The sequence below is a fragment of the Pseudomonas sp. Fl5BN2 genome, from assembly GCF_009908205.1.
Taxonomy (GTDB): Bacteria; Pseudomonadota; Gammaproteobacteria; order Pseudomonadales; family Pseudomonadaceae; genus Aquipseudomonas.
Genome location: NZ_JAAARL010000010.1, coordinates 124,273 through 141,483, shown reverse-complemented (window position 1 = coordinate 141,483; position 17,211 = coordinate 124,273). Strand labels below are relative to the sequence as shown.

The following is a 17,211-nucleotide window of genomic DNA, read 5'->3' as shown; positions in this document are numbered from 1 at the left end:
AACTCAACCAATTAATTAGTTAGAGGCCCTTAAAGCTTCTAAGGGATAGTCATGTCCGTAAAAAGCCAAATTGAACCAACTAAGCACGACTTCAGTGATATCAAGAGTGAATCTACCTGGGCCTTCGAGACTCTCTCGGGTATGTACGGTGATGAACTTGCCGCTACTCAGCTTAGTCTTGAGCATGAAGCGTACACCCTTGGCGAGGAGCGTTTCCGTAAGCAACTTGAGAGGCAGATAGAACGGGGGGAGTTCGCAGAGAACGCAACAGCTAAGCCTGTACTTTCCCACTTGGTCCCTAAGTTAATCGCTGCTTATGAAGCCTGGGTTGACCATCAAGTTCATAAGGTCCGCCGTAAGCACGTAGGGCTTTCGTACTTCCAGCAGATGAACGCCGAGGCCGTCGCTGCGATCACTATCAAGATTGTTTTGGGAGACATGGCAAAACCTTCCCCTGTCACTATTCAATCCCTTGCTATCCGTATCGGTCAGTCCCTGGAGGAAGAGGCGCGCTTTGGCCGTATTCGAGTTCAAGAGGCTGCACACTTTCAGAAGCACGTTAAGGCCGCACTCAATAAACGCAACGGACACACTTATAAAGTCAAGTTCTTGGAGCGCGTAGAGAGTCACATGCTCGAAGCTGACCAATTGGCGACTAAGTGGGTCAAGTGGGACACGCTCGATAATGACGTGACTTATCACATGGGGATTCGACTACTCGAACTTCTCATTGAGTCCACACAGTTAGTCGAAGTTAAACGCGAGTTTGCAGGCATCAAGTCCCACGACGGCGAATACGTTTCGTTGCATCCTGAGTGGGCCAAAAAGCTTTGCGACCGTGCGTTTAACCTCGCTGGCATCTCGCCGCAGCATCAACCGATGATCGTCCCGCCCCGTGAGTGGTCAACGATGGTCGGTGGCGGGTATTGGGCGAAAGGTCGCAAGCCTATCCCGTTCATCCGGGTTCGCTCCAAGAAGGCGCTCAACCGTTACCGCGACGTGTACATGCCCGAGGTCTACAAGGCCGTCAACTTGGCCCAACAGACCGCTTGGAGTGTTAACCAGCGGGTCTTGGCCGTGGCTAATGCGCTGATGCAGTGGAAGAACGTCCCTATCGACGGATTCCCACTTACTGAGCGTGAGGAGCTTCCGCCACGTCCCGAAGGCATGGACGAAGACCCTGAGCTGTTGAAGTCTTGGAAACGTGAGGCTTCCGCCATCTATCGCAGGGATAAGGCTCGCATCTCTCGCCGCCTGGGCTATGAGTTTGCCCTTGAGCAAGCCAACAAGTTTGCTGAGTACGAAGCGATTTACTTTCCCTACAACCTTGACTGGCGCGGTCGGGTCTACGCGATTCCCGCATTCAACCCCCAGGGGAACGACATGACCAAGGGGCTCTTGCAGGCAGCCATAGCGGAGCCTGTGGGGGAAGAGGGGGTTGAGTGGTTAATGATCCACGGGGCGAACTGTGCCGGGGTCGATAAGGTTTCTTTCGATCAACGTAAGCAGTGGGTCAGGGAGAACGAAGAGATGATTCTTGCCTGCGCTCGGGACCCTCTGGGATGCACTGACTGGGCCCAGATGGACAGCCCTTTTTGCTTCCTGGCGTTCTGCTTTGAATGGGAAGGGGTGAAACGTGACGGGCCATTGCATGAATCCGCATTGCCGATTGCATTCGATGGTAGCTGTTCGGGGATTCAACACTTCAGCGCGATGCTTCGAGACGAGCGGGGCGGGCGAGCTGTCAACTTGGTTCCTTCCGAGTCCGTACAGGATATCTACAAGCTGGTAGCTGATCGGGTCAACGAGGCCCTGGCGCGGGACCTTGAGGAAGGCTCTGAGGACTCCACGGAAACCGTAACGAACAAGAAGACCGGGGAGATTGTAGAAAAGCGCATCCTCGGGACTAAGGGGATGGCCCGTGGTTGGCTGGGCTATGGGGTTACCCGCTCGGTAACGAAGCGGTCCGTAATGACCCTGGCCTATGGCTCGAAGGCTTTCGGATTCTCTGAGCAACTGATTGGCGACATCATCAACCCAGCGATGGACAGAGGGACCGGTCAAGAGTTCTTCGCGAGCGTTCCGCAGTGCGCCCGGTACATGGCAAACCTCATTTGGGACGCCGTAGGGGTCACCGTAGTGAAGGCTGTGGAGGCCATGAAGTGGTTGCAGGTCGCAGCCAAGCACTTAGCCAAGGAGGTCATTTGCAAGGAGACCGGCGTACAGCTCAAGCCATGCATGCCCGTCTTCTGGGCCACCCCGGACGGTTTCCCAGTGTGGCAAGAGTACATGAAGCAGGAACAGCGCCGGATTGACCTGACGTTCCTGGGCTCTATGCGTCTCCAAACGACGATCAACGTCCGTGACAGCAACGTCATTGACGGCCTTAAGCAGCAATCGGGCATCTCCCCGAACTTCGTACACAGCCAGGATGGGAGCCACCTAAGGAAGACCGTAGTGAAGGCCCACGAAGCCTACGGGGTCAGTTTCTTTAGCCTCATTCATGACAGCTTTGGGACGATCCCAGCGAAGGCCGGGGCGATGTTCCGGGCCGTGCGCGAGACCATGGTGGAGACCTACGCGACTACAAACGTTCTCGCTGACTTCAGGGACCAATTCCTTGACCAGCTCCATGAGACCCAGCTTGAGGATATGCCTGAGGTCCCCGCTCAGGGCTCCTTGGATATCACCCAGATCCTGAAGTCTGACTTCGCTTTTGCCTAACCACCGCAACACCTAAGAGGGCGCCTAAGGGCGCCTTTTTGCTGCCTGAAATTTAAAAACCCTCACTTTTAGAAATACCCAACGAATCCATTTAGGAGATCCACTTTTGAATACCGCAATGACCTTCGAAAAGAACGCCCGTAAGACCCGCCGCGATGCTGAAGAGATGGAAGCGATCCGGGCGAAGAAAGGTAAGCGCAACAAGACCCAGCGCGGCAACCGCCCACTGTGGGAGTCCGCTGAATGAATCCCCTCTTTACCGCTCAGAGCAACTCCCTTTCCTACAGCGTAATCGCCTACCGCCTGGACCATCGGACCTTTTGCATTGAGACCCGCGTAGGCGACTCCGTGAGCCGTAAGGCAATCGATCAGTCTTTCCTGATGGGCCTCAAGTTCCTCTCGGGGTCTTCGGCGCAGCGCCTGGAAGTTATCCGAAAGCAGGAAGAAGAGGCCGTAGGTGAAACCCTTCGCCGCCTCATTAACGACCGTCTTAAAAACCTCAAGGAGGCCTGCTGAATGAGCAAGGTTGAAGCTGTAATTCTGCCGACCAAACCGCACCGTCCAGTGGACTACAACGAAGCGCAACTTCAGGCGGTTCTCGACGGGAGCTATCTGATTGCAGATAAGAAGGAAGACGGGGTCCGTTTGAATTTGTGTGTTCAGCCCTCGCTTGCACTTGAGGCGCCGTCTGGCTTTTGGATTGACTGGCTGTCTCGTGAAGGTAAGCGCTTTCCGGCAATCGCTGAGGGACCGTTAAATCAGGACCCACGCTGGCTGGACTTCTTTGGTACTGACGAAGCCCTGTTCCCCGAGGGGTTCATGCTGGACGCTGAGCTTCTAATTGACGACCTGAAGTGTAAGGACATCGCCGGGACTCTTCGCCGCCAAGAGGAAATTGACCTTAGCCGCTTGAAGGTGGTCGTGTTCGGCATCCTTCCGCTTGAGGCTGTCCGCTCTGGCAAGACCTACGAGGTCCCCCACAGTGTCATGAAGTATCACGTTGAGTACCAAGTGGCTCTCCTACAAAAGCGCTTCCCCGAAATTCAGTGGGAAGTGGTGGAGTCCATCGACGTGTTCAGCCTGGAGGAACTCCACCAGTTCAACGACAAGATCCGTGGCGAGGGTGGCGAGGGTGTTGTAGCCAAGGACCCTAACGGTTTCTACAAGCGGTCGAAGCAAGTCGGCATGTGGAAGGTAGTCCCGAAGGACAACGAAGACGGCAAGGTTGTTGGCTTGGTCTGGGGTACTGAAGGTAAGGCGAACCAGGGCAGGGTGATCGGCTTCGAGGTCCTCCTTGAGTCGGGCCATGTGGTCAACGCCTGCAAGATCAGTCAGGCCCAAATGGAAGAGTTCACCAAGGCTGTATTTAAGGCTACTGATATGAAGGCGCTTACTTGGGTAAATCCTTACGAGGGCTGGACCTGCAAGGTCACCTTTATGGAGCGCTACGAAAACGGCTCGCTCCGTCACCCAAGTTTCGACTCTTTCCGGGGCATCTCGGACCCGCTGATTAAGGAGTAACACATGACCTTTCTGCAATTGTTTTTCCCCATTACCACCATTGCCCTGTCAGTCGCTTGCTTTGCCTGCTGGAAGACCAACGAGCCGTTACGTGCGAAGGCCAGGACGAGGCCCAAAGAGCTGCTAAGGAAGCTGCTAAGGAAGCCGCTGAAGGTCGTGAAAAGGATCGCCGCAACAACTTCCGAAAAGAGCTGTTTAGCGACCTTGAGCAAATCATTGCGACACCTGACATTCTGATCGATCACCGCTATGGCTCGCCCTTCCGTGGCACCGGATATCGCTGGAAGCATCTCGCTGAGTTCATCCAGCGGGTGAAGGGCATGAGGGATCAAAGCGACGCCATTGCGATGCTGGATCGGCGAATCGAAAAGCAGTCTGCGCTTCTGCGGGATATGCAGTTGAATCAGCGGGACATCATGAAGGCCCTACAAATGGGCAATCCGGTGGAGTGACGCTATGAAGACTGCATTAATTATTACCGGGGTAGCTGCTGTTCTTGGTCTTTCAGTCTGGTACGAGGTAACTCTCTGGGCTGAATGCCGGATTGACCATAGTTGGTTCTACTGCCTGCGCGTACTGGGCCACTGATCAATTAAAAACCCTCACTGTTAGCAACTAAAAGACCCATTCACCTAACCAAAGGAGGCCCACTCGTGTCCGAAACTTTCCTGCATCACAACAAAGGCGTTAAGGCCCTGCGTTATTCCGTTCGTGTTAATCGCGAGATTCGCAAGGTTTACCCGGCTCCAGTCAACAAGGTGTTGGTTAACGACACTTCCAAGGAAACCTTCCTGCTGACTAAGGGAGTCTTTTCGGAAGTCCAGAAGTTGGGCCGATTGAAACTGGTCCCTTACCTGGGCAACTGGCCGCGCTGTGCGCTGATCTTTAAGCGCCTGAAGGAAATCGTTAATGACTGAGTATACAGGCGGGTCAGTCAGCTACTACACGGTAGCAATCAACAATCCAACTACGGAAACCAACTCCGCCTATATCGCTGAATGTAACGACATTATCGAAGCGCTCGGAATGAACTACGCCGAGGGCAACGCCTTTAAAGCGATTTGGCGCCGCGCCGCTCAACGAACCCTCGGGAAAGTTAAAGCAGGCGCAAAACCGGACGGTCTTTATGACGCTGAAAAGGTCGAGTTCTTCGGTGCTCGGCTCGTTCAACAGTCCGCACTTCTCAAAGAACAAGGAGCTTCTAACTAATGGAACAAGCAACTAAAGCCTTTAAGGCAACCGTACAGATTGACGATCACGTCGATGAAGTAACCGTTTATGCGGTCAGCCTGGACGCGGCATGGGCTCAGACCGAAACCATGTTCACCAAGGCAAAGGTGACCCGCATTCGCCCGGTGGTGGCTCCCAACACTGACCGCTTCATGGTGACTCAATGAGGCGAGCACACGGTAATGGCCGTGCGAAACCTGACGGCTTTCTTCACCTGAACAACTACAGCCACGTAAATGCATCGGGGCTTGCAGGTGTTCTTTACGACCGCGTTATGACCGACAAACAGCGAGAGCTTGTTGAACTGACCCTGCTGGAACTTTCCCAAGGGGCGGACCTTGCGCACTTCAAACATGACGTTTGGCGCTTCAACAAGAAGTTTCTACACGAACACTTTAAGTCGGTTGTGTACTCGGTCTACCGCTCTATTCGTAAGAGCCCGGCCCAAGAGGTCTCTATGGCTATCAGCCGGGAGCAACTTCAAGAAGGGGCTGTAAGTGTTGCGCGTCCTGGGTTCAACTAATGGACCTGATGCTAATCCCTGTCGCCCTGGTGATTGCCATTCTTTGGCATGAGCTGCGGCAGCGTTAAAACCCCTCACTGTTAGCAATACAACCCGAAAGGAAACTTATCACCTATCTAAAGGAGGATCACTCTTGGCAATTAAGAAAGAATTCATGTTTACCCCACGCGGCACCGCTGAGCCTTACTGCGCAATCCAAAAGCCGGACTATGGCAACCCTGAAAAGGGCTTTGGTAATCCGCGAGGCGTCTACAAGGTAGACCTCACTGTCCCAAGTAAGGACGCTCAAGCGCTGATCAACAAGATCAACAAACTTCACGAGGCGAACTACGCCGAAATCTGCGAGAAGTTCGAAGCGGAACGTCCCGAGCTGGTTAAGAAACTGGCTCGCGGTAAGAAGCTGTTGGAACCCTACGAGGGCAACATGCCGTACTTCATCAACGATGACGGTACGGTGACCTTCAAGTTCAGTTCTTACGCCTCCTACGTGGACAAGAAAACCGAAAAGCTGAAGCCGCTGGTCCTGAAAGTCGTGGACTCCAAGGGCAAGCGCATCAACAACGTTCCGGCAATCTCTGGCGGCTCTGAGCTGAAGGCTCGTTTCTCCATGTTCGCCTATGGCTTCTCGGCGGTCGCTGGTGCGTCCGTCAAGCTTCAGTTGGACTCCGTGATGCTGTTGAAGCTGGTCGAGTTCGGTGGTGGTGATGGTGAATGGGGCGACGAAGCCGAAGAGGGCTATGTGGCCGACGAGAATCGCCAGGAACAAGGCTGGTCTGACGATGATCAGCGCGGCGACGACGATGAGGCAGATGCTGACGACGATAAATACGGCGGCGACTTCTAAGGGTGGCCTTCGGTCGCTACACGGGGCCTCGGAGAACCTCAGCGGTTTTTCGATCCGGCCTCGAAGAAAAGAACAGCGAGCATCTCGACAAGAACAAGGCGGAATACACGTTCGAAGAACACTGGATCAAGTACACGATCCCAGAGCGAACCGCGAAGTATCTGCCTGACTTCATCCTGGCAAACGGGATCATCATCGAATGTAAAGGCATCTGGGAGGTTGAGGACAGGGCTAAGCACCTGCTCCTTCGAGCGCAGTACCCGGACCTTGATATCCGGTTGGTCTTCTCGTCCTCCAAGTCGAAGCTCTACAAGGGGTCGCCTACGTCCTATGGGGCTTGGTGCGACAAACACGGAATCCAATACGCTGACAAGCTGGTGCCCCTGGCATGGCTTAAGGAGAAAAGGAAAGAGATCCCTGCGGGGGTCTTGATAGAAAAGGGGACCAAGTAATGGCGAAAGTCCAATTCAACAAGAGGATCAAGACCGACCTGATTGTTATTCACTGCGCAGCAACCAAACCGACTATGGACATTGGCCTTCGGGAAATCCGGCAATGGCACGTTCAGCAAGGTTGGTTGGATGTCGGCTACCACTTCATCATCCGCCGCGATGGCCGTGTAGAAGTGGGCCGTCCCCGCGATGTCGTAGGGTCCCACGTAAAGGGCCACAACTCCGAATCTCTCGGTATCTGCCTCGTTGGCGGAATCGACGCTTCAGGGAAGCCTGAAGACAACTTCACGGAAGCCCAGTGGCAAGCCCTTGATGGCCTTGTCTGGGAAGCCTCCATGGTCTGGTATCCAGGCGCCCGAATCTGCGGGCACCGAGACCTCGACAGCGGCAAGGCCTGCCCGTCCTTTGACGTAGCTGCATGGCTTAAGTCCCGCATCAAGCAATAACCCCCCCATTCCAGGCGGGCCCGTCAGGGCTCGCTTTGTTCGCAATCTTATTAACTTAGGAGGACCCACTATGGCCGTAACTCGGGCAACCATGCAGGGCGCTTTCGATATCGTGGAGCTGTTCCAGAAGGAAGGCGTCCCCGCAATCATCGCAGGCGGTGCCGCTCGTGACATTTTCTTTGGCGTTCGTCCCAAGGACATCGACGTAATCATTGCTGGGGTCTCTATGGCGACTACTGCCGAGATCCTCGTTAAAGCCGGTTTGGACGCTGTTGGTTTTCACGTCTACAACGGCGCGAAAGCTGACCGTCTGGTTGGCGGCTTCAAGCTTGTAGGCACGGATATCGACATCTGTGTTTATGAGTGTGACGACGTTATGGAAGCGGTCGATTCATTTGACTTCAACCTGAACCAGTTCGTTATCTCTGGGATTCACCACGGCATCGACGCGGCTCATGTTCGATTCGTTGGGGCCCGTCACTGGTCTACGTTGGTCCCTGTTCGCCGGGATTACACCAAGGACCGCCACGACAAGATGCAAGTGAAGTGGCTCGACCTGTCCTGGCGCCGAGCGACTGGCGAACCCCTGGAGGTCCCTGTAGGCGGTCCTGATGGATCGTTCTGACGAGTACCCCGAAAGTGAGCTGTTACATAAGGGGCCTTGTGATCAAGACGACTGTGGTTCTTCGGATGGATGTGCAACTTATTCAGACGGTCATACCTATTGCTTCGTCTGTAATCACCGCACCGGGGCCACTGGTTCTGTATCTGGTGAGCGCTCTAAGACCCTAAGGGCAGACGGGACGCTATCGCTTGCTGACCACCAAGGCCGTTATGCCGACCTCCCTAAGCGCTTCCTGCAAGCTGCCATCTGCAAGCAGTACGGCTACTGGGTCGGAAAGCGGGGTGGTAAATGGGTCCAGGTGGCCGACTACCGGGACGAACACGGGAACCTTGTAGGTCAGAAGGTCCGCGACGAGGACAAGAACTTTTCGTCCACCGGCAAGCATGGTGTTGACTGCCTTTTTGGCAAACATCTCTGGTCAAGCGGTCGCAAAATCGTGGTGACCGAAGGTGAGATTGATTGCCTCTCGGTGGCCCAGTTGCAGGGCGGCAAGTACCCGGTGGTTTCTATCCCGACCGGAGCCGCAGCGGCCCGTAAGTCCTGCGCCCGTAACTACGAGTACTTCGATACGTTCGATGAAATCGTGCTGATGTTCGATATGGACGAGCCAGGGCGGAAGGCTGCTATGGAGGCTGCTGAGGTCCTCCCTGCGGGCAAGGTGAAGATTGCTGTGTTGCCCCTCAAGGATGCCAATGAGTGTATCCAGCAGGGCCAAGCCAAGGCAGTTACGGACGCCATCTGGAACGCTGCCCCATTCGTGCCTGACGGTGTGGTCTCCGCAAAGGCCCTCAAAGATCGCATCAAGAACAAGCAAGAAATCCCGCAGATTCCTCTGATGGGACCTGCTGAGTTGCGCCGTAAGACCAAGAACGCCCGAGCGGGTGAGTTGCTCATGGTCACGTCCGGCTCGGGTATGGGCAAGTCCACCTTCGTCCGCCAGAACGTTTACAACTGGTTCCATAACTCCGGTCTTGAGACTGGTGTCGCGATGCTCGAAGAGTCCGTAGAGGAAACCGTAGAGGACCTCGTGGGCCTCCACATGCGCAGACGCTACAGACAGAACCCAGACGGGACGACTGAAGAAGAGTTTGACGCGGCCTTTGACACGATCTTTGAGAACGACAAGCTGTTTCTTTATGACTCCTTCGCGGAGTCGGTAGAGGACCGCCTGTTATCAAAGCTGCATTACATGGTGAAGGGGCAGGGCTGCAAGGTCATTGTCCTTGACCATATTTCGATTGTTGTGTCTGGCATGGACGACAACAGCGACGAGCGGAAGACCATCGACCGCTTAATGACCAAGCTGAAAACCTTCGCGAAAACCAACGACATCCTAATGGTCGTTATCTGCCACCTGAAGAACCCCGAGAAGGGGAAGGCCCACGAAGAAGGCCGACAGGTATCTATTACGGACCTGCGTGGCTCCGGCTCCTTACGCCAACTCTCCGACACCATCATTGCCTTGGAAAGGAACCAGCAAGGGGATAACCCGAACGTGGTGACTATCCGAGTCCTGAAGTGCCGGTTCACTGGGGAGACCGGAGTGGCCGGTTACCTGATCTACAACCGCGAAACCGGCTGGCTCGACGAGACCCCGGATGGTTGGACCCCTGAGGGTCTTACCGACACTGACACAGCATGGGAAGGCCAAGCCGAGTCCCATTCCGACTACTGAAAAGGAGACCCCTTATGACCCTCGTGAAACTGTACAAGCTGGCCTTGAAGAAACTGCATATCGCCCTCGTCAAGGCTTCCGGCAAGAAGGCGCACAGCGCTGAGAAATACACCACCTACGCGAAAGCCGCTACTCAAAAAGCCGCCAATGAGCGGGCAGAAGCCCAGGACCTGAAGGCCCAGGCCGAGAAGCTCAAATCACTGCTGTAAGCGTTATCCAAGGGGCTCCGAAAGGGGCCCTTTCAGTAACCCTTAAAGCAACCCAACAGGAGAACCTAATGAACTCTTCCGAAATCCGTAAACACCTCAAGAAAGGGGAGCTTGCTGTGGCCCTGCTGGAGTCGCTCGGATACGTCTACGAGGATTCCGCCCCCTCTAAGCCCCCTCGCTGGTCAGGCGAAGACACCGTAAAGGGTCGCTACGACGACTTGCTGTCTGAAATCGCGAAGCACCTACCAAAGCCAGAGCCTGTAAAGGTCGAGGTCCCTGTAGATCCTGACATCCGTGTAGGGGACCGTTTCGTAATCAACACGCTCCCCAAGGGGCACCACCTGCGCAGCGCCTGGCCGCCATTCGGCTGCCTTTTCACCGTGGATAACGTCCAGTGGATTGCAGCGGGCACGCCTGCATCGCAGAAGCTCGACGGCTTCCACGGCTTCGCGGTGAATTTCCGCTACTTCAACGGGCTCAAGCCGGTCGGTCTGTGGCTCCCCTTGAGCTGCATCCGAATCACTGAAAAGACAACTCGAAAGGAGGGCCCACCGACGAATGCTGACTTCTGACATCGAAACGGACGCCCTTCTTGAGGACGTCTCCAAGTTTCACTGTGGTGTTACACAAGATTATTTTACGGGTGAAGTTTTCGAGTACGGACCCGACCGATTCAAAGAGTACATACAGCAACTCGAAGCTGAAGCAGCAAAGCCTGACGGTCTAATCGTCTTCCACAACGGTATCAAGTACGACATCCCCGCCCTGGACAAGCTGAAGCGCAAATACTTCGGCAAGCGCTTAAACATCCCCCGTAAGCGCGTCATGGACACCCTTGTCCTCTCCCGATTGATCTACGCAAACATCCGAGACACCGACGCGGGCTTACTGCGAACGGGCCGCCTTCCTGGTAGTCGTTTCGGCTCTCACGCTCTTGAAGCCTGGGGTTACCGCCTTGGAGAGATGAAGGGCGAATACAAAAACGACTTCATAGCTCAGTGCAACGCTGACGGAACCACCTATGTGAAAGGCATGGAGTGGGCCGAGTGGTCTCCAGCCATGCAGGCCTATTGCGTTCAGGACGTTGTGGTTACCTCCAAGCTCGTCACAAAGCTGATGTCCGATCCCTACTACTTCCCTGGTGGCCTCGCTCCTAACGGCGAACACTGGATGAACTCAATCCGGGCCGTACACCTTGAGCATGAAGTGGCCTGGACGTTGGCCCAGATGGAGCGCAACGGTTTTCCCTTCGACCAAGAAGGAGCCGAACGACTTTATGCGGATCTTGCGGGCCAGCGTTCCGACCTCCTTGTGAAGCTCATAAAGACCTTCGGAAGTTGGTACGAACCAAAGGGCGGCACTGAGCAATTCCGACATCCAGTGACACAGAGACCCATTGAGTTCTGGTCGGATGGCCGTGTGATGCCTCGGGTGAAATATCCCAAGGTCGGAGGGATCTACACCAAGGACGGGAAGCGCAAGGACAAGCGCGAAACCTTCGAGGGGGCTCCCTATACCCCTGTCGAGTTCGTCACCTTCAACCCAGCGTCGGGCAAGCACCTGATTAGGGTCTTGAAGATCGCCGGTTGGGAGCCCACAGAGTTCACCGAAAAGGGCGCCCCGAAGGTTGATGATGAAACCCTTGAGGGGGTTCGAGTTGCTGACCCAGATGCCCAGGCATGCATTGCCCTGGTGCGTGACTATCTGATGATTCAGAAGCGCATCGGGATGCTTGCCGAAGGGGATAACGCTTGGTTGCGCCTCGTGGGTTCCGATGGGTTCATGCACGGCTCTATCAACCCTAACGGGGCGGTGACCGGGCGAGCAACCCACAGCTATCCCAACATGGGCCAAGTGCCGTCCGCAAGCTCCCCTTATGGCCCTGAGTGTCGTTCGCTCTTCGGGGCAATCTTGGCGAGGCACCTACCGGGCTGGGAGAACTGCGTACAGGTTGGGGTTGATGCTTCCGGCCTTGAGCTTCGTTGTCTTGGGCACTTTGGGGCCCGCTTCGACGATGGGGCTTATGCCGATACGGTCCTGAATGGTGACGTTCACTGGGCTAACGGTTTGGCCGCGGGGATCATTCCTGCGGGGACCATTCGCGATAAGCACAGCGAGCAACACGAAGCATGGCGAGGGAACGCTAAGACGTTCATCTATGCGTTCCTGTATGGAGCTGGTGACGCCAAGATCGGCTCTATAGTCGGTGGCGGTGCGAAGCGCGGTAAGGAGCTGAAGAAAGCCTTCCTTGAAGGCACCCCAGTTATTGCTGACCTTCGTTCGGCTCTCGAAGACTCGCTTATTGCTGATCAGAAGTGGAACCCTGCGCTCCGTAAGTTCGATATCAAATGGCGCCGCCGCTGGATCAAAGGCCTTGACGGTCGAAAGATACACGTTCGATCCCCGCACAGCGCTCTAAACACACTCCTTCAGTCAGCCGGTGCGCTGGTCTGCAAGGCGTGGGTGGTGGAGGTTGAGCGCATCCTGATGGAAGAACACGGCCTGATCCATGGTTGGGACGGTGACTTCTGTTTCATGGCCTGGGTCCACGACGAACTTCAAATTGCAGCACGTACCCCAGAGATCGCTCAGATCATCCTCGGGGTGTCCAAACAGGCAATCAAAAACGTAGGCGAAGCGTTCGAGTTCCGGTGTCCCCTCGATACAGACGGGAAGATCGGACCGACTTGGCGCGAGTGCCACTAACAACCCAACAAGGGCCCTTCGGGGCCTTTCTTGTTTCTATGGAGGAACCTATGGCCGTAACTTTGAACTTTCAACACACCTTCAGTACCCGCGTGGTCTATTCGAGCGCGGAAATTAAAGAGATGCGCGGCGTTCTGGCACTTGGTATCGCAGCCGCTCGCCTTCAGGAAAACAGCAACGATCCTAAGAAAGCTGCACATGCCCGTGCTGGTGTTGCCTTCATGACCCGAGTCATTGAAATGAGTGACGAGGATCTTGTACGCGCGCGTATCCGTGAGTCCTTTAAGCAAGGCGTTGCGGAAGAATTGCGGAAGGACCTCAAGGACCTCAACGTAACCCGTATGGGCCCCATTCAGACCGTTAAGGTCAGCAAGTAATGGGCGATTACATTCTGATGTTGTACGCCATCAAGAAGGAGGCCCGGACCTTCCAGTCAGACTTCTACCGACGACATGCCGCACTGGTCTCTGAGGCTGCCAGCCGGGGTCATATCTCGTGCATCTCCACCAGCGGCAAGAACATGGGCTACTGGTCCCTGACGACTGCCGGTCAGATGTTCCTGGCGGACTTCGGGGGTGCGGTATGAGCGAGAACTACGACGCTCAAGGTTGGGCACTCGCTTCCGCGTATGAGCGGATTGAAGCCCTTACTTCTCAACTGAAAGATGCCAATCGGAAGCTCAAACTCTTTGAAAGCGTAGGTTGCCAGTGTAATCAACACAATATTTGCGTGCTGTGCATTGCCAAGATGCCTGCTAAGGAGGACTGGTGATGACTGCCCGTATCGGCGTGGCCCTGGACATGGACTTTCTGATCTTCTCAGCGATGTCCGCAAGTGAGCATGAAGTGGACTGGGGGGATGATGTCTGGTCCCTTGAATGCGACCACAAAAAGGCTCGTAGCATCCTGGCAGGGACCGTAAAGGGCATCCTTGCAGACGTAGAGCGAGAGCTGAAGAAAGGCAACAAGAAGCCCTTCGAGCTGGTCCCGCTGTGCATCGTTTCCGGTGACAACAACTGGCGCAAGGAGGTCCTTGAGACCTACAAGGCGAACCGTAAAGGTAAGCGCAAGCCAGTAGGCTACCCGGCGTTTGTCGAGGCTTGTATGCAGTACTACGGCCCCGAGCGGTCCTTTAAGTGGGACGGTGTGGAAGGGGACGATGTTTGCGGAATCCTCTCGACTAAACCCGAGCTTGCTAACTGCACTCGTGTCGTTACGGTCAGTACCGACAAGGACTTCAAGACGGTGCCCGGTATGTTCTTGCATCTGACTACCGGAAAGTTTCACCGCATCTCTGAGGCCGAGGCCAACGACTGGCACATGTACCAGACCCTAATGGGCGACACCACGGACGGGTACAACGGAATCCCAGGCATGGGCCCCGAAAGTGCCCGAGCGTTTCTTGATGACCCTCAGTTCTTCTATCCGGCAACAAAGGTGATGAAGAGCGGCCCACGCAAGGGCAAAGAGGTCGAGTATTGGGCAAGTGTCCCGCAGGCCGAAGCTTACCTTCACGCTCCTTTCCCTGATGAGGTGACTCTGTGGCGGTGCATGGTCTCCCTTGCGAAGTCCAAAGGAATGACAGAGGCCGAGTTGCTGGTACAGGCCCAGGTCGCACGAATCCTGCGTGCTTCTGACTGGGACTTTGAGAATCAGCGACCGATTCTGTGGACCCCGTAAAACCCCTCACTATTACGAACAGGGGTCCTCCCTGATCTATCTCTAAGGAGGCTACTTGCTCCAGATAATCCAAGAAGTTCTGAATGATCCCGAGAACATCCCAGACATTCCGAACGCATCCGCAAACTATCTCATGGTGCGGTGCAACTACTCCTATCTTCAGCGCTCGGGGGCCATAGATGACCTACGCCGAGCCGGATATTCAGAGCAGTACATTTTAGGCTTCGTGGACGGCCTTGGCGCTGTACCGGAGCTGTGCGAACTGATGATGAATCAGCGCAACGCGCCCAACGAGGAGGACAACGACTAAGGAGGTTCAATGTGTTTTAAATCCAAGGTCAAGACCCCCAAGCAGGACCCTAACGCCATCGTAGCCCCCGCCCCTGTGGCCCTTGAGGAACCTAAAGGAGTCGAGTTCGGCTCAGAGGTCAGCAAGGACGATGGTGGTGAGGCTGATGGCCGGGACCGCTTGAAGGTCGAGAAAGAGGCTACGGACTCCGGCGACGGTTCCACTACGGCGGTCGTAAAGGCCCCAGCTTCGACCACTAAGAAAACGGGTAACGCTGCGGTTAAGCGAGCCCTCCAATCACGCAAATCTTAAGGAGGTCCGTTATGGGTTTAGGCAAAAGCCTTAAGAAGGCATTTAAGAAACTGTCCAAGATCGCCAGCAATCCGCTCGGTGGTGGTGACGATGAAAAGAAAGCGGCAGAAGTGGCAGCCCCTGAGGCAGCCCCGGCTCCTGCTGCGGTTGTAGAGGCCCCTAAGGCTGACGATCAACCCACTGATGACACGGACACTGAAGCCGCAAAACGAGCCGCTAAGGCGAAAGGTAAACGAGGGCTGTCCGTAGCCCGCAGCTCGGGGACCGGTCTGAACATCTAAGGAGGTCTTTATGGCCTCTACGGCTCGAACTGGTCTCGGGGAGGAAAGCGCAAAGTCAGCCTACAACAGGCTCAAAAACGATAGACAACCCTACGAGACACGCGCAGAGAATTGCGCAAAAGTAACAATCCCCTCGCTCTATCCAAAGTCCTCTGACAACTCTTCAACGAACTACACAACGCCTTGGCAGGCAGTGGGGGCCCGTGGCCTGAACAACCTGTCGGCAAAGGTGATGCTCGCCCTTTTCCCGCTGCAAAGCTGGATGAAGCTGAAGGTGTCTGAGTGGCAAGCAAAGCAACTGGTCACAGACCCACAACAACTGGCTGTCGTTGAGCAGGGGCTGGGGATGGTTGAGCGGATCATGCTTAGCTATATGGAATCCAACAGCTACCGGGTGACGCTCTTTGAGCTGATCCGACAGCTTGCCCTGGCTGGCAACGGCTGCCTGTACCTTCCACCTCCTGATGCTTCCGATACGGGGTATAACCCCATGAAGCTCTACCCGTTAGCGGCCTATGTGGTCCAGCGGGACGCCTTCGGCAACGTGCTGCAAATCATCACCTTGGATAAGGTCGCCTATGCGGCTTTGCCCGAGGATGTCCGCAACAGTCTCTCAGCGAAAGGCGAGACGAAGCCAGAAGAAGAGATTGAGGTTTACACCCACATTTACCTCGACGAAGAGTCGGGGGACTACCTCAGCTATCAGGAGGTGGACGGTGAGGAAGTGGACGGCACCGATGGGCAGTATCCCCGCGAGGCGTGCCCCTGGATTCCTGTCCGGTGGACCAAACGGGACGGAGAACACTACGGGCGTTCCCACTGTGAAGAGTATTTAGGCGACCTCACGTCCTTAGAGAACCTTCACGAAGCAATGATTAAGTTCTCCATGATCGCCTCGAAGGTGGTCGGCCTGGTTAACCCTAACGGGATGACTCAGGTCCGCCGCCTGACCAAGGCGCAGACAGGGGACTTCGTAGCGGGACGGAAGCAAGACATTGAGTTCTTGCAGCTTGAAAAGACGGCTGACTTCTCCGTGGCTAAGTCCGTAGCGGACGCCATTGAGGGTCGCTTAGCTTATGTCTTCATGCTCAACTCAGCGGTTCAGCGCTCCGGCGAACGAGTGACAGCAGAGGAGATTCGCTACGTTGCAAGCGAACTTGAGGACACCTTAGGGGGCGTCTATTCGATCCTCTCCCAGGAACTCCAGCTTCCAATCGTTCGCATCCTCCTGAATCAACTTCAGGCAACCGCTCAGATTCCAGACATGCCCAAGGAGGCCGTTGAGCCCACTGTAAGCACCGGCTTGGAAGCCCTGGGCCGTGGTCAGGATCTCGACAAGCTGACCCAGTTCTTCAATGGGCTCCAGGCGATTGCCCCTCTGATGCAAGACCCTGACATCAACATGAGCAACCTTAAGATCCGTTTGGCAAACGCCATTGGTATGGATACAGCGGGGCTCCTGCTTACGGATGCCGACAAGGCTAAACGTCAAGCTGAAGCCATGGTTGCCCAGGGCGGTCAACAAGCCGCCGCAGGTATGGGCGCAGGTCTTGCCGCTCAAGCTACAGCGTCCCCTGAGAACTTAGAGAACGCTATGGACGCAACAGGTGTCGAGATGGCCCCGGTAGCTGCTTAGTTTAAAACCCTCACTATTGCGAATAGATAACTTCAGGCTCGGCTAATTGCTGATGTCTG

Annotated in this window: 25 protein-coding genes; all 25 read left to right on the top strand. The window is 55.3% G+C overall.

Annotation, left to right across the window (positions count from 1 at the left end):
* Positions 1–51 precede the first annotated feature (51 nt).
* A complete protein-coding gene (locus GV819_RS15965; RefSeq protein ID WP_161757022.1) occupies positions 52–2,724 on the top strand; it encodes a DNA-directed RNA polymerase in 2,673 nt (890 codons plus the stop codon).
* Positions 2,725–2,830: 106 nt separating this feature from the next.
* Positions 2,831–2,971 carry a hypothetical protein gene (locus GV819_RS15960; protein ID WP_161757021.1) on the top strand — a complete coding sequence of 47 codons (141 nt, stop codon included), beginning with the start codon at positions 2,831–2,833 and terminating at the stop codon, positions 2,969–2,971.
* On the top strand, positions 2,968–3,240 hold the full coding sequence (locus GV819_RS15955) for a hypothetical protein (RefSeq protein WP_161757020.1): 273 nt from the start codon (positions 2,968–2,970) through the stop codon (positions 3,238–3,240). The genes GV819_RS15960 and GV819_RS15955 overlap by 4 nt, the downstream gene beginning before the upstream one ends.
* Positions 3,241–4,245: a hypothetical protein gene (locus GV819_RS15950; protein ID WP_161757019.1), complete on the top strand. Its 1,005-nt coding sequence runs from the start codon at positions 3,241–3,243 to the stop codon at positions 4,243–4,245. It begins immediately after the preceding gene.
* 56 nt (positions 4,246–4,301) lie between these two features.
* Positions 4,302–4,697 carry a hypothetical protein gene (locus GV819_RS15945; RefSeq protein ID WP_161757018.1) on the top strand — a complete coding sequence of 132 codons (396 nt, stop codon included), beginning with the start codon at positions 4,302–4,304 and terminating at the stop codon, positions 4,695–4,697.
* A gap of 201 nt (positions 4,698–4,898) precedes the next feature.
* A complete protein-coding gene (locus tag GV819_RS15940) occupies positions 4,899–5,162 on the top strand; it encodes a hypothetical protein (protein ID WP_161757017.1) in 264 nt (87 codons plus the stop codon).
* Complete coding sequence (locus GV819_RS15935; RefSeq protein WP_161757016.1) at positions 5,155–5,454, top strand: hypothetical protein; 300 nt, start codon at positions 5,155–5,157, stop codon at positions 5,452–5,454. Before GV819_RS15940 ends, GV819_RS15935 begins: the two co-directional genes overlap by 8 nt.
* Complete coding sequence (locus GV819_RS15930) at positions 5,454–5,642, top strand: host cell RNA polymerase inhibitor (protein ID WP_161757015.1); 189 nt, start codon at positions 5,454–5,456, stop codon at positions 5,640–5,642. Before GV819_RS15935 ends, GV819_RS15930 begins: the two co-directional genes overlap by 1 nt.
* A complete protein-coding gene (locus GV819_RS15925) occupies positions 5,639–5,998 on the top strand; it encodes a hypothetical protein (RefSeq protein ID WP_161757014.1) in 360 nt (119 codons plus the stop codon). The genes GV819_RS15930 and GV819_RS15925 overlap by 4 nt, the downstream gene beginning before the upstream one ends.
* A gap of 133 nt (positions 5,999–6,131) precedes the next feature.
* Positions 6,132–6,842: a DUF2815 family protein gene (locus GV819_RS15920; RefSeq protein WP_218579758.1), complete on the top strand. Its 711-nt coding sequence runs from the start codon at positions 6,132–6,134 to the stop codon at positions 6,840–6,842.
* A 2-nt stretch (positions 6,843–6,844) separates the two neighbouring features.
* The gene (locus tag GV819_RS15915) at positions 6,845–7,294 is read left to right on the top strand and encodes an endonuclease I (RefSeq protein ID WP_161757013.1); all 450 of its coding nucleotides are present in this window, start codon (positions 6,845–6,847) and stop codon (positions 7,292–7,294) included.
* Positions 7,294–7,740, top strand: a complete 447-nt coding sequence (locus tag GV819_RS15910; RefSeq protein ID WP_161757012.1) for a peptidoglycan recognition protein family protein — start codon at positions 7,294–7,296, stop codon at positions 7,738–7,740. Before GV819_RS15915 ends, GV819_RS15910 begins: the two co-directional genes overlap by 1 nt.
* Positions 7,741–7,810: 70 nt before the next feature.
* Positions 7,811–8,365 (top strand): hypothetical protein, encoded by a 555-nt coding sequence (locus GV819_RS15905; protein WP_161757011.1) that lies wholly within the window; start codon positions 7,811–7,813, stop codon positions 8,363–8,365.
* Positions 8,352–10,040 (top strand): DnaB-like helicase C-terminal domain-containing protein, encoded by a 1,689-nt coding sequence (locus GV819_RS15900; protein WP_161757010.1) that lies wholly within the window; start codon positions 8,352–8,354, stop codon positions 10,038–10,040. Before GV819_RS15905 ends, GV819_RS15900 begins: the two co-directional genes overlap by 14 nt.
* A gap of 14 nt (positions 10,041–10,054) precedes the next feature.
* Positions 10,055–10,249, top strand: a complete 195-nt coding sequence (locus tag GV819_RS15895) for a hypothetical protein (RefSeq protein WP_161757009.1) — start codon at positions 10,055–10,057, stop codon at positions 10,247–10,249.
* 68 nt (positions 10,250–10,317) lie between these two features.
* Entirely contained in the window at positions 10,318–10,821 is a 504-nt protein-coding gene (locus GV819_RS15890; protein WP_161757008.1) for a hypothetical protein, read from the top strand.
* Complete coding sequence (locus GV819_RS15885) at positions 10,808–12,955, top strand: DNA polymerase (RefSeq protein WP_161757007.1); 2,148 nt, start codon at positions 10,808–10,810, stop codon at positions 12,953–12,955. The genes GV819_RS15890 and GV819_RS15885 overlap by 14 nt, the downstream gene beginning before the upstream one ends.
* A 50-nt stretch (positions 12,956–13,005) precedes the next feature.
* On the top strand, positions 13,006–13,332 hold the full coding sequence (locus tag GV819_RS15880) for a hypothetical protein (protein ID WP_161757006.1): 327 nt from the start codon (positions 13,006–13,008) through the stop codon (positions 13,330–13,332).
* Positions 13,332–13,541: a hypothetical protein gene (locus GV819_RS15875; protein ID WP_161757005.1), complete on the top strand. Its 210-nt coding sequence runs from the start codon at positions 13,332–13,334 to the stop codon at positions 13,539–13,541. Before GV819_RS15880 ends, GV819_RS15875 begins: the two co-directional genes overlap by 1 nt.
* The gene (locus tag GV819_RS15870) at positions 13,538–13,726 is read left to right on the top strand and encodes a hypothetical protein (RefSeq protein WP_161757004.1); all 189 of its coding nucleotides are present in this window, start codon (positions 13,538–13,540) and stop codon (positions 13,724–13,726) included. The genes GV819_RS15875 and GV819_RS15870 overlap by 4 nt, the downstream gene beginning before the upstream one ends.
* A complete protein-coding gene (locus tag GV819_RS15865) occupies positions 13,726–14,634 on the top strand; it encodes a hypothetical protein (protein WP_178126012.1) in 909 nt (302 codons plus the stop codon). The genes GV819_RS15870 and GV819_RS15865 overlap by 1 nt, the downstream gene beginning before the upstream one ends.
* 55 nt (positions 14,635–14,689) lie before the next feature.
* The gene (locus GV819_RS15860; RefSeq protein ID WP_161757002.1) at positions 14,690–14,944 is read left to right on the top strand and encodes a phage protein; all 255 of its coding nucleotides are present in this window, start codon (positions 14,690–14,692) and stop codon (positions 14,942–14,944) included.
* A 9-nt stretch (positions 14,945–14,953) separates the two neighbouring features.
* Positions 14,954–15,235, top strand: coding sequence for a DUF5476 domain-containing protein (locus tag GV819_RS33545; RefSeq protein ID WP_161757001.1), 282 nt, complete (start codon positions 14,954–14,956; stop codon positions 15,233–15,235).
* 11 nt (positions 15,236–15,246) lie between these two features.
* A complete protein-coding gene (locus GV819_RS15850; protein ID WP_161757000.1) occupies positions 15,247–15,516 on the top strand; it encodes a hypothetical protein in 270 nt (89 codons plus the stop codon).
* 10 nt (positions 15,517–15,526) lie between these two features.
* Positions 15,527–17,152 (top strand): portal protein, encoded by a 1,626-nt coding sequence (locus GV819_RS15845; RefSeq protein WP_161756999.1) that lies wholly within the window; start codon positions 15,527–15,529, stop codon positions 17,150–17,152.
* Positions 17,153–17,211 lie beyond the last annotated feature (59 nt).

Bases quoted from the DNA above. Each gene is read 5' to 3' on its own strand.
- GV819_RS15965 (WP_161757022.1), top strand. From the start codon at position 52: ATGTCCGTAAAAAGCCAAATTGAACCAACTAAGCACGACTTCAGTGAT.
- GV819_RS15955 (WP_161757020.1), top strand. From the start codon at position 2,968: ATGAATCCCCTCTTTACCGCTCAGAGCAACTCCCTTTCCTACAGCGTA.
- GV819_RS15950 (WP_161757019.1), top strand. From the start codon at position 3,241: ATGAGCAAGGTTGAAGCTGTAATTCTGCCGACCAAACCGCACCGTCCA.
- GV819_RS15935 (WP_161757016.1), top strand. From the start codon at position 5,155: ATGACTGAGTATACAGGCGGGTCAGTCAGCTACTACACGGTAGCAATC.
- GV819_RS15930 (WP_161757015.1), top strand. From the start codon at position 5,454: ATGGAACAAGCAACTAAAGCCTTTAAGGCAACCGTACAGATTGACGAT.
- GV819_RS15925 (WP_161757014.1), top strand. From the start codon at position 5,639: ATGAGGCGAGCACACGGTAATGGCCGTGCGAAACCTGACGGCTTTCTT.
- GV819_RS15910 (WP_161757012.1), top strand. From the start codon at position 7,294: ATGGCGAAAGTCCAATTCAACAAGAGGATCAAGACCGACCTGATTGTT.
- GV819_RS15905 (WP_161757011.1), top strand. From the start codon at position 7,811: ATGGCCGTAACTCGGGCAACCATGCAGGGCGCTTTCGATATCGTGGAG.
- GV819_RS15900 (WP_161757010.1), top strand. From the start codon at position 8,352: ATGGATCGTTCTGACGAGTACCCCGAAAGTGAGCTGTTACATAAGGGG.
- GV819_RS15895 (WP_161757009.1), top strand. From the start codon at position 10,055: ATGACCCTCGTGAAACTGTACAAGCTGGCCTTGAAGAAACTGCATATC.
- GV819_RS15890 (WP_161757008.1), top strand. From the start codon at position 10,318: ATGAACTCTTCCGAAATCCGTAAACACCTCAAGAAAGGGGAGCTTGCT.
- GV819_RS15885 (WP_161757007.1), top strand. From the start codon at position 10,808: ATGCTGACTTCTGACATCGAAACGGACGCCCTTCTTGAGGACGTCTCC.
- GV819_RS15880 (WP_161757006.1), top strand. From the start codon at position 13,006: ATGGCCGTAACTTTGAACTTTCAACACACCTTCAGTACCCGCGTGGTC.
- GV819_RS15875 (WP_161757005.1), top strand. From the start codon at position 13,332: ATGGGCGATTACATTCTGATGTTGTACGCCATCAAGAAGGAGGCCCGG.
- GV819_RS15870 (WP_161757004.1), top strand. From the start codon at position 13,538: ATGAGCGAGAACTACGACGCTCAAGGTTGGGCACTCGCTTCCGCGTAT.
- GV819_RS15865 (WP_178126012.1), top strand. From the start codon at position 13,726: ATGACTGCCCGTATCGGCGTGGCCCTGGACATGGACTTTCTGATCTTC.
- GV819_RS33545 (WP_161757001.1), top strand. From the start codon at position 14,954: ATGTGTTTTAAATCCAAGGTCAAGACCCCCAAGCAGGACCCTAACGCC.
- GV819_RS15850 (WP_161757000.1), top strand. From the start codon at position 15,247: ATGGGTTTAGGCAAAAGCCTTAAGAAGGCATTTAAGAAACTGTCCAAG.
- GV819_RS15845 (WP_161756999.1), top strand. From the start codon at position 15,527: ATGGCCTCTACGGCTCGAACTGGTCTCGGGGAGGAAAGCGCAAAGTCA.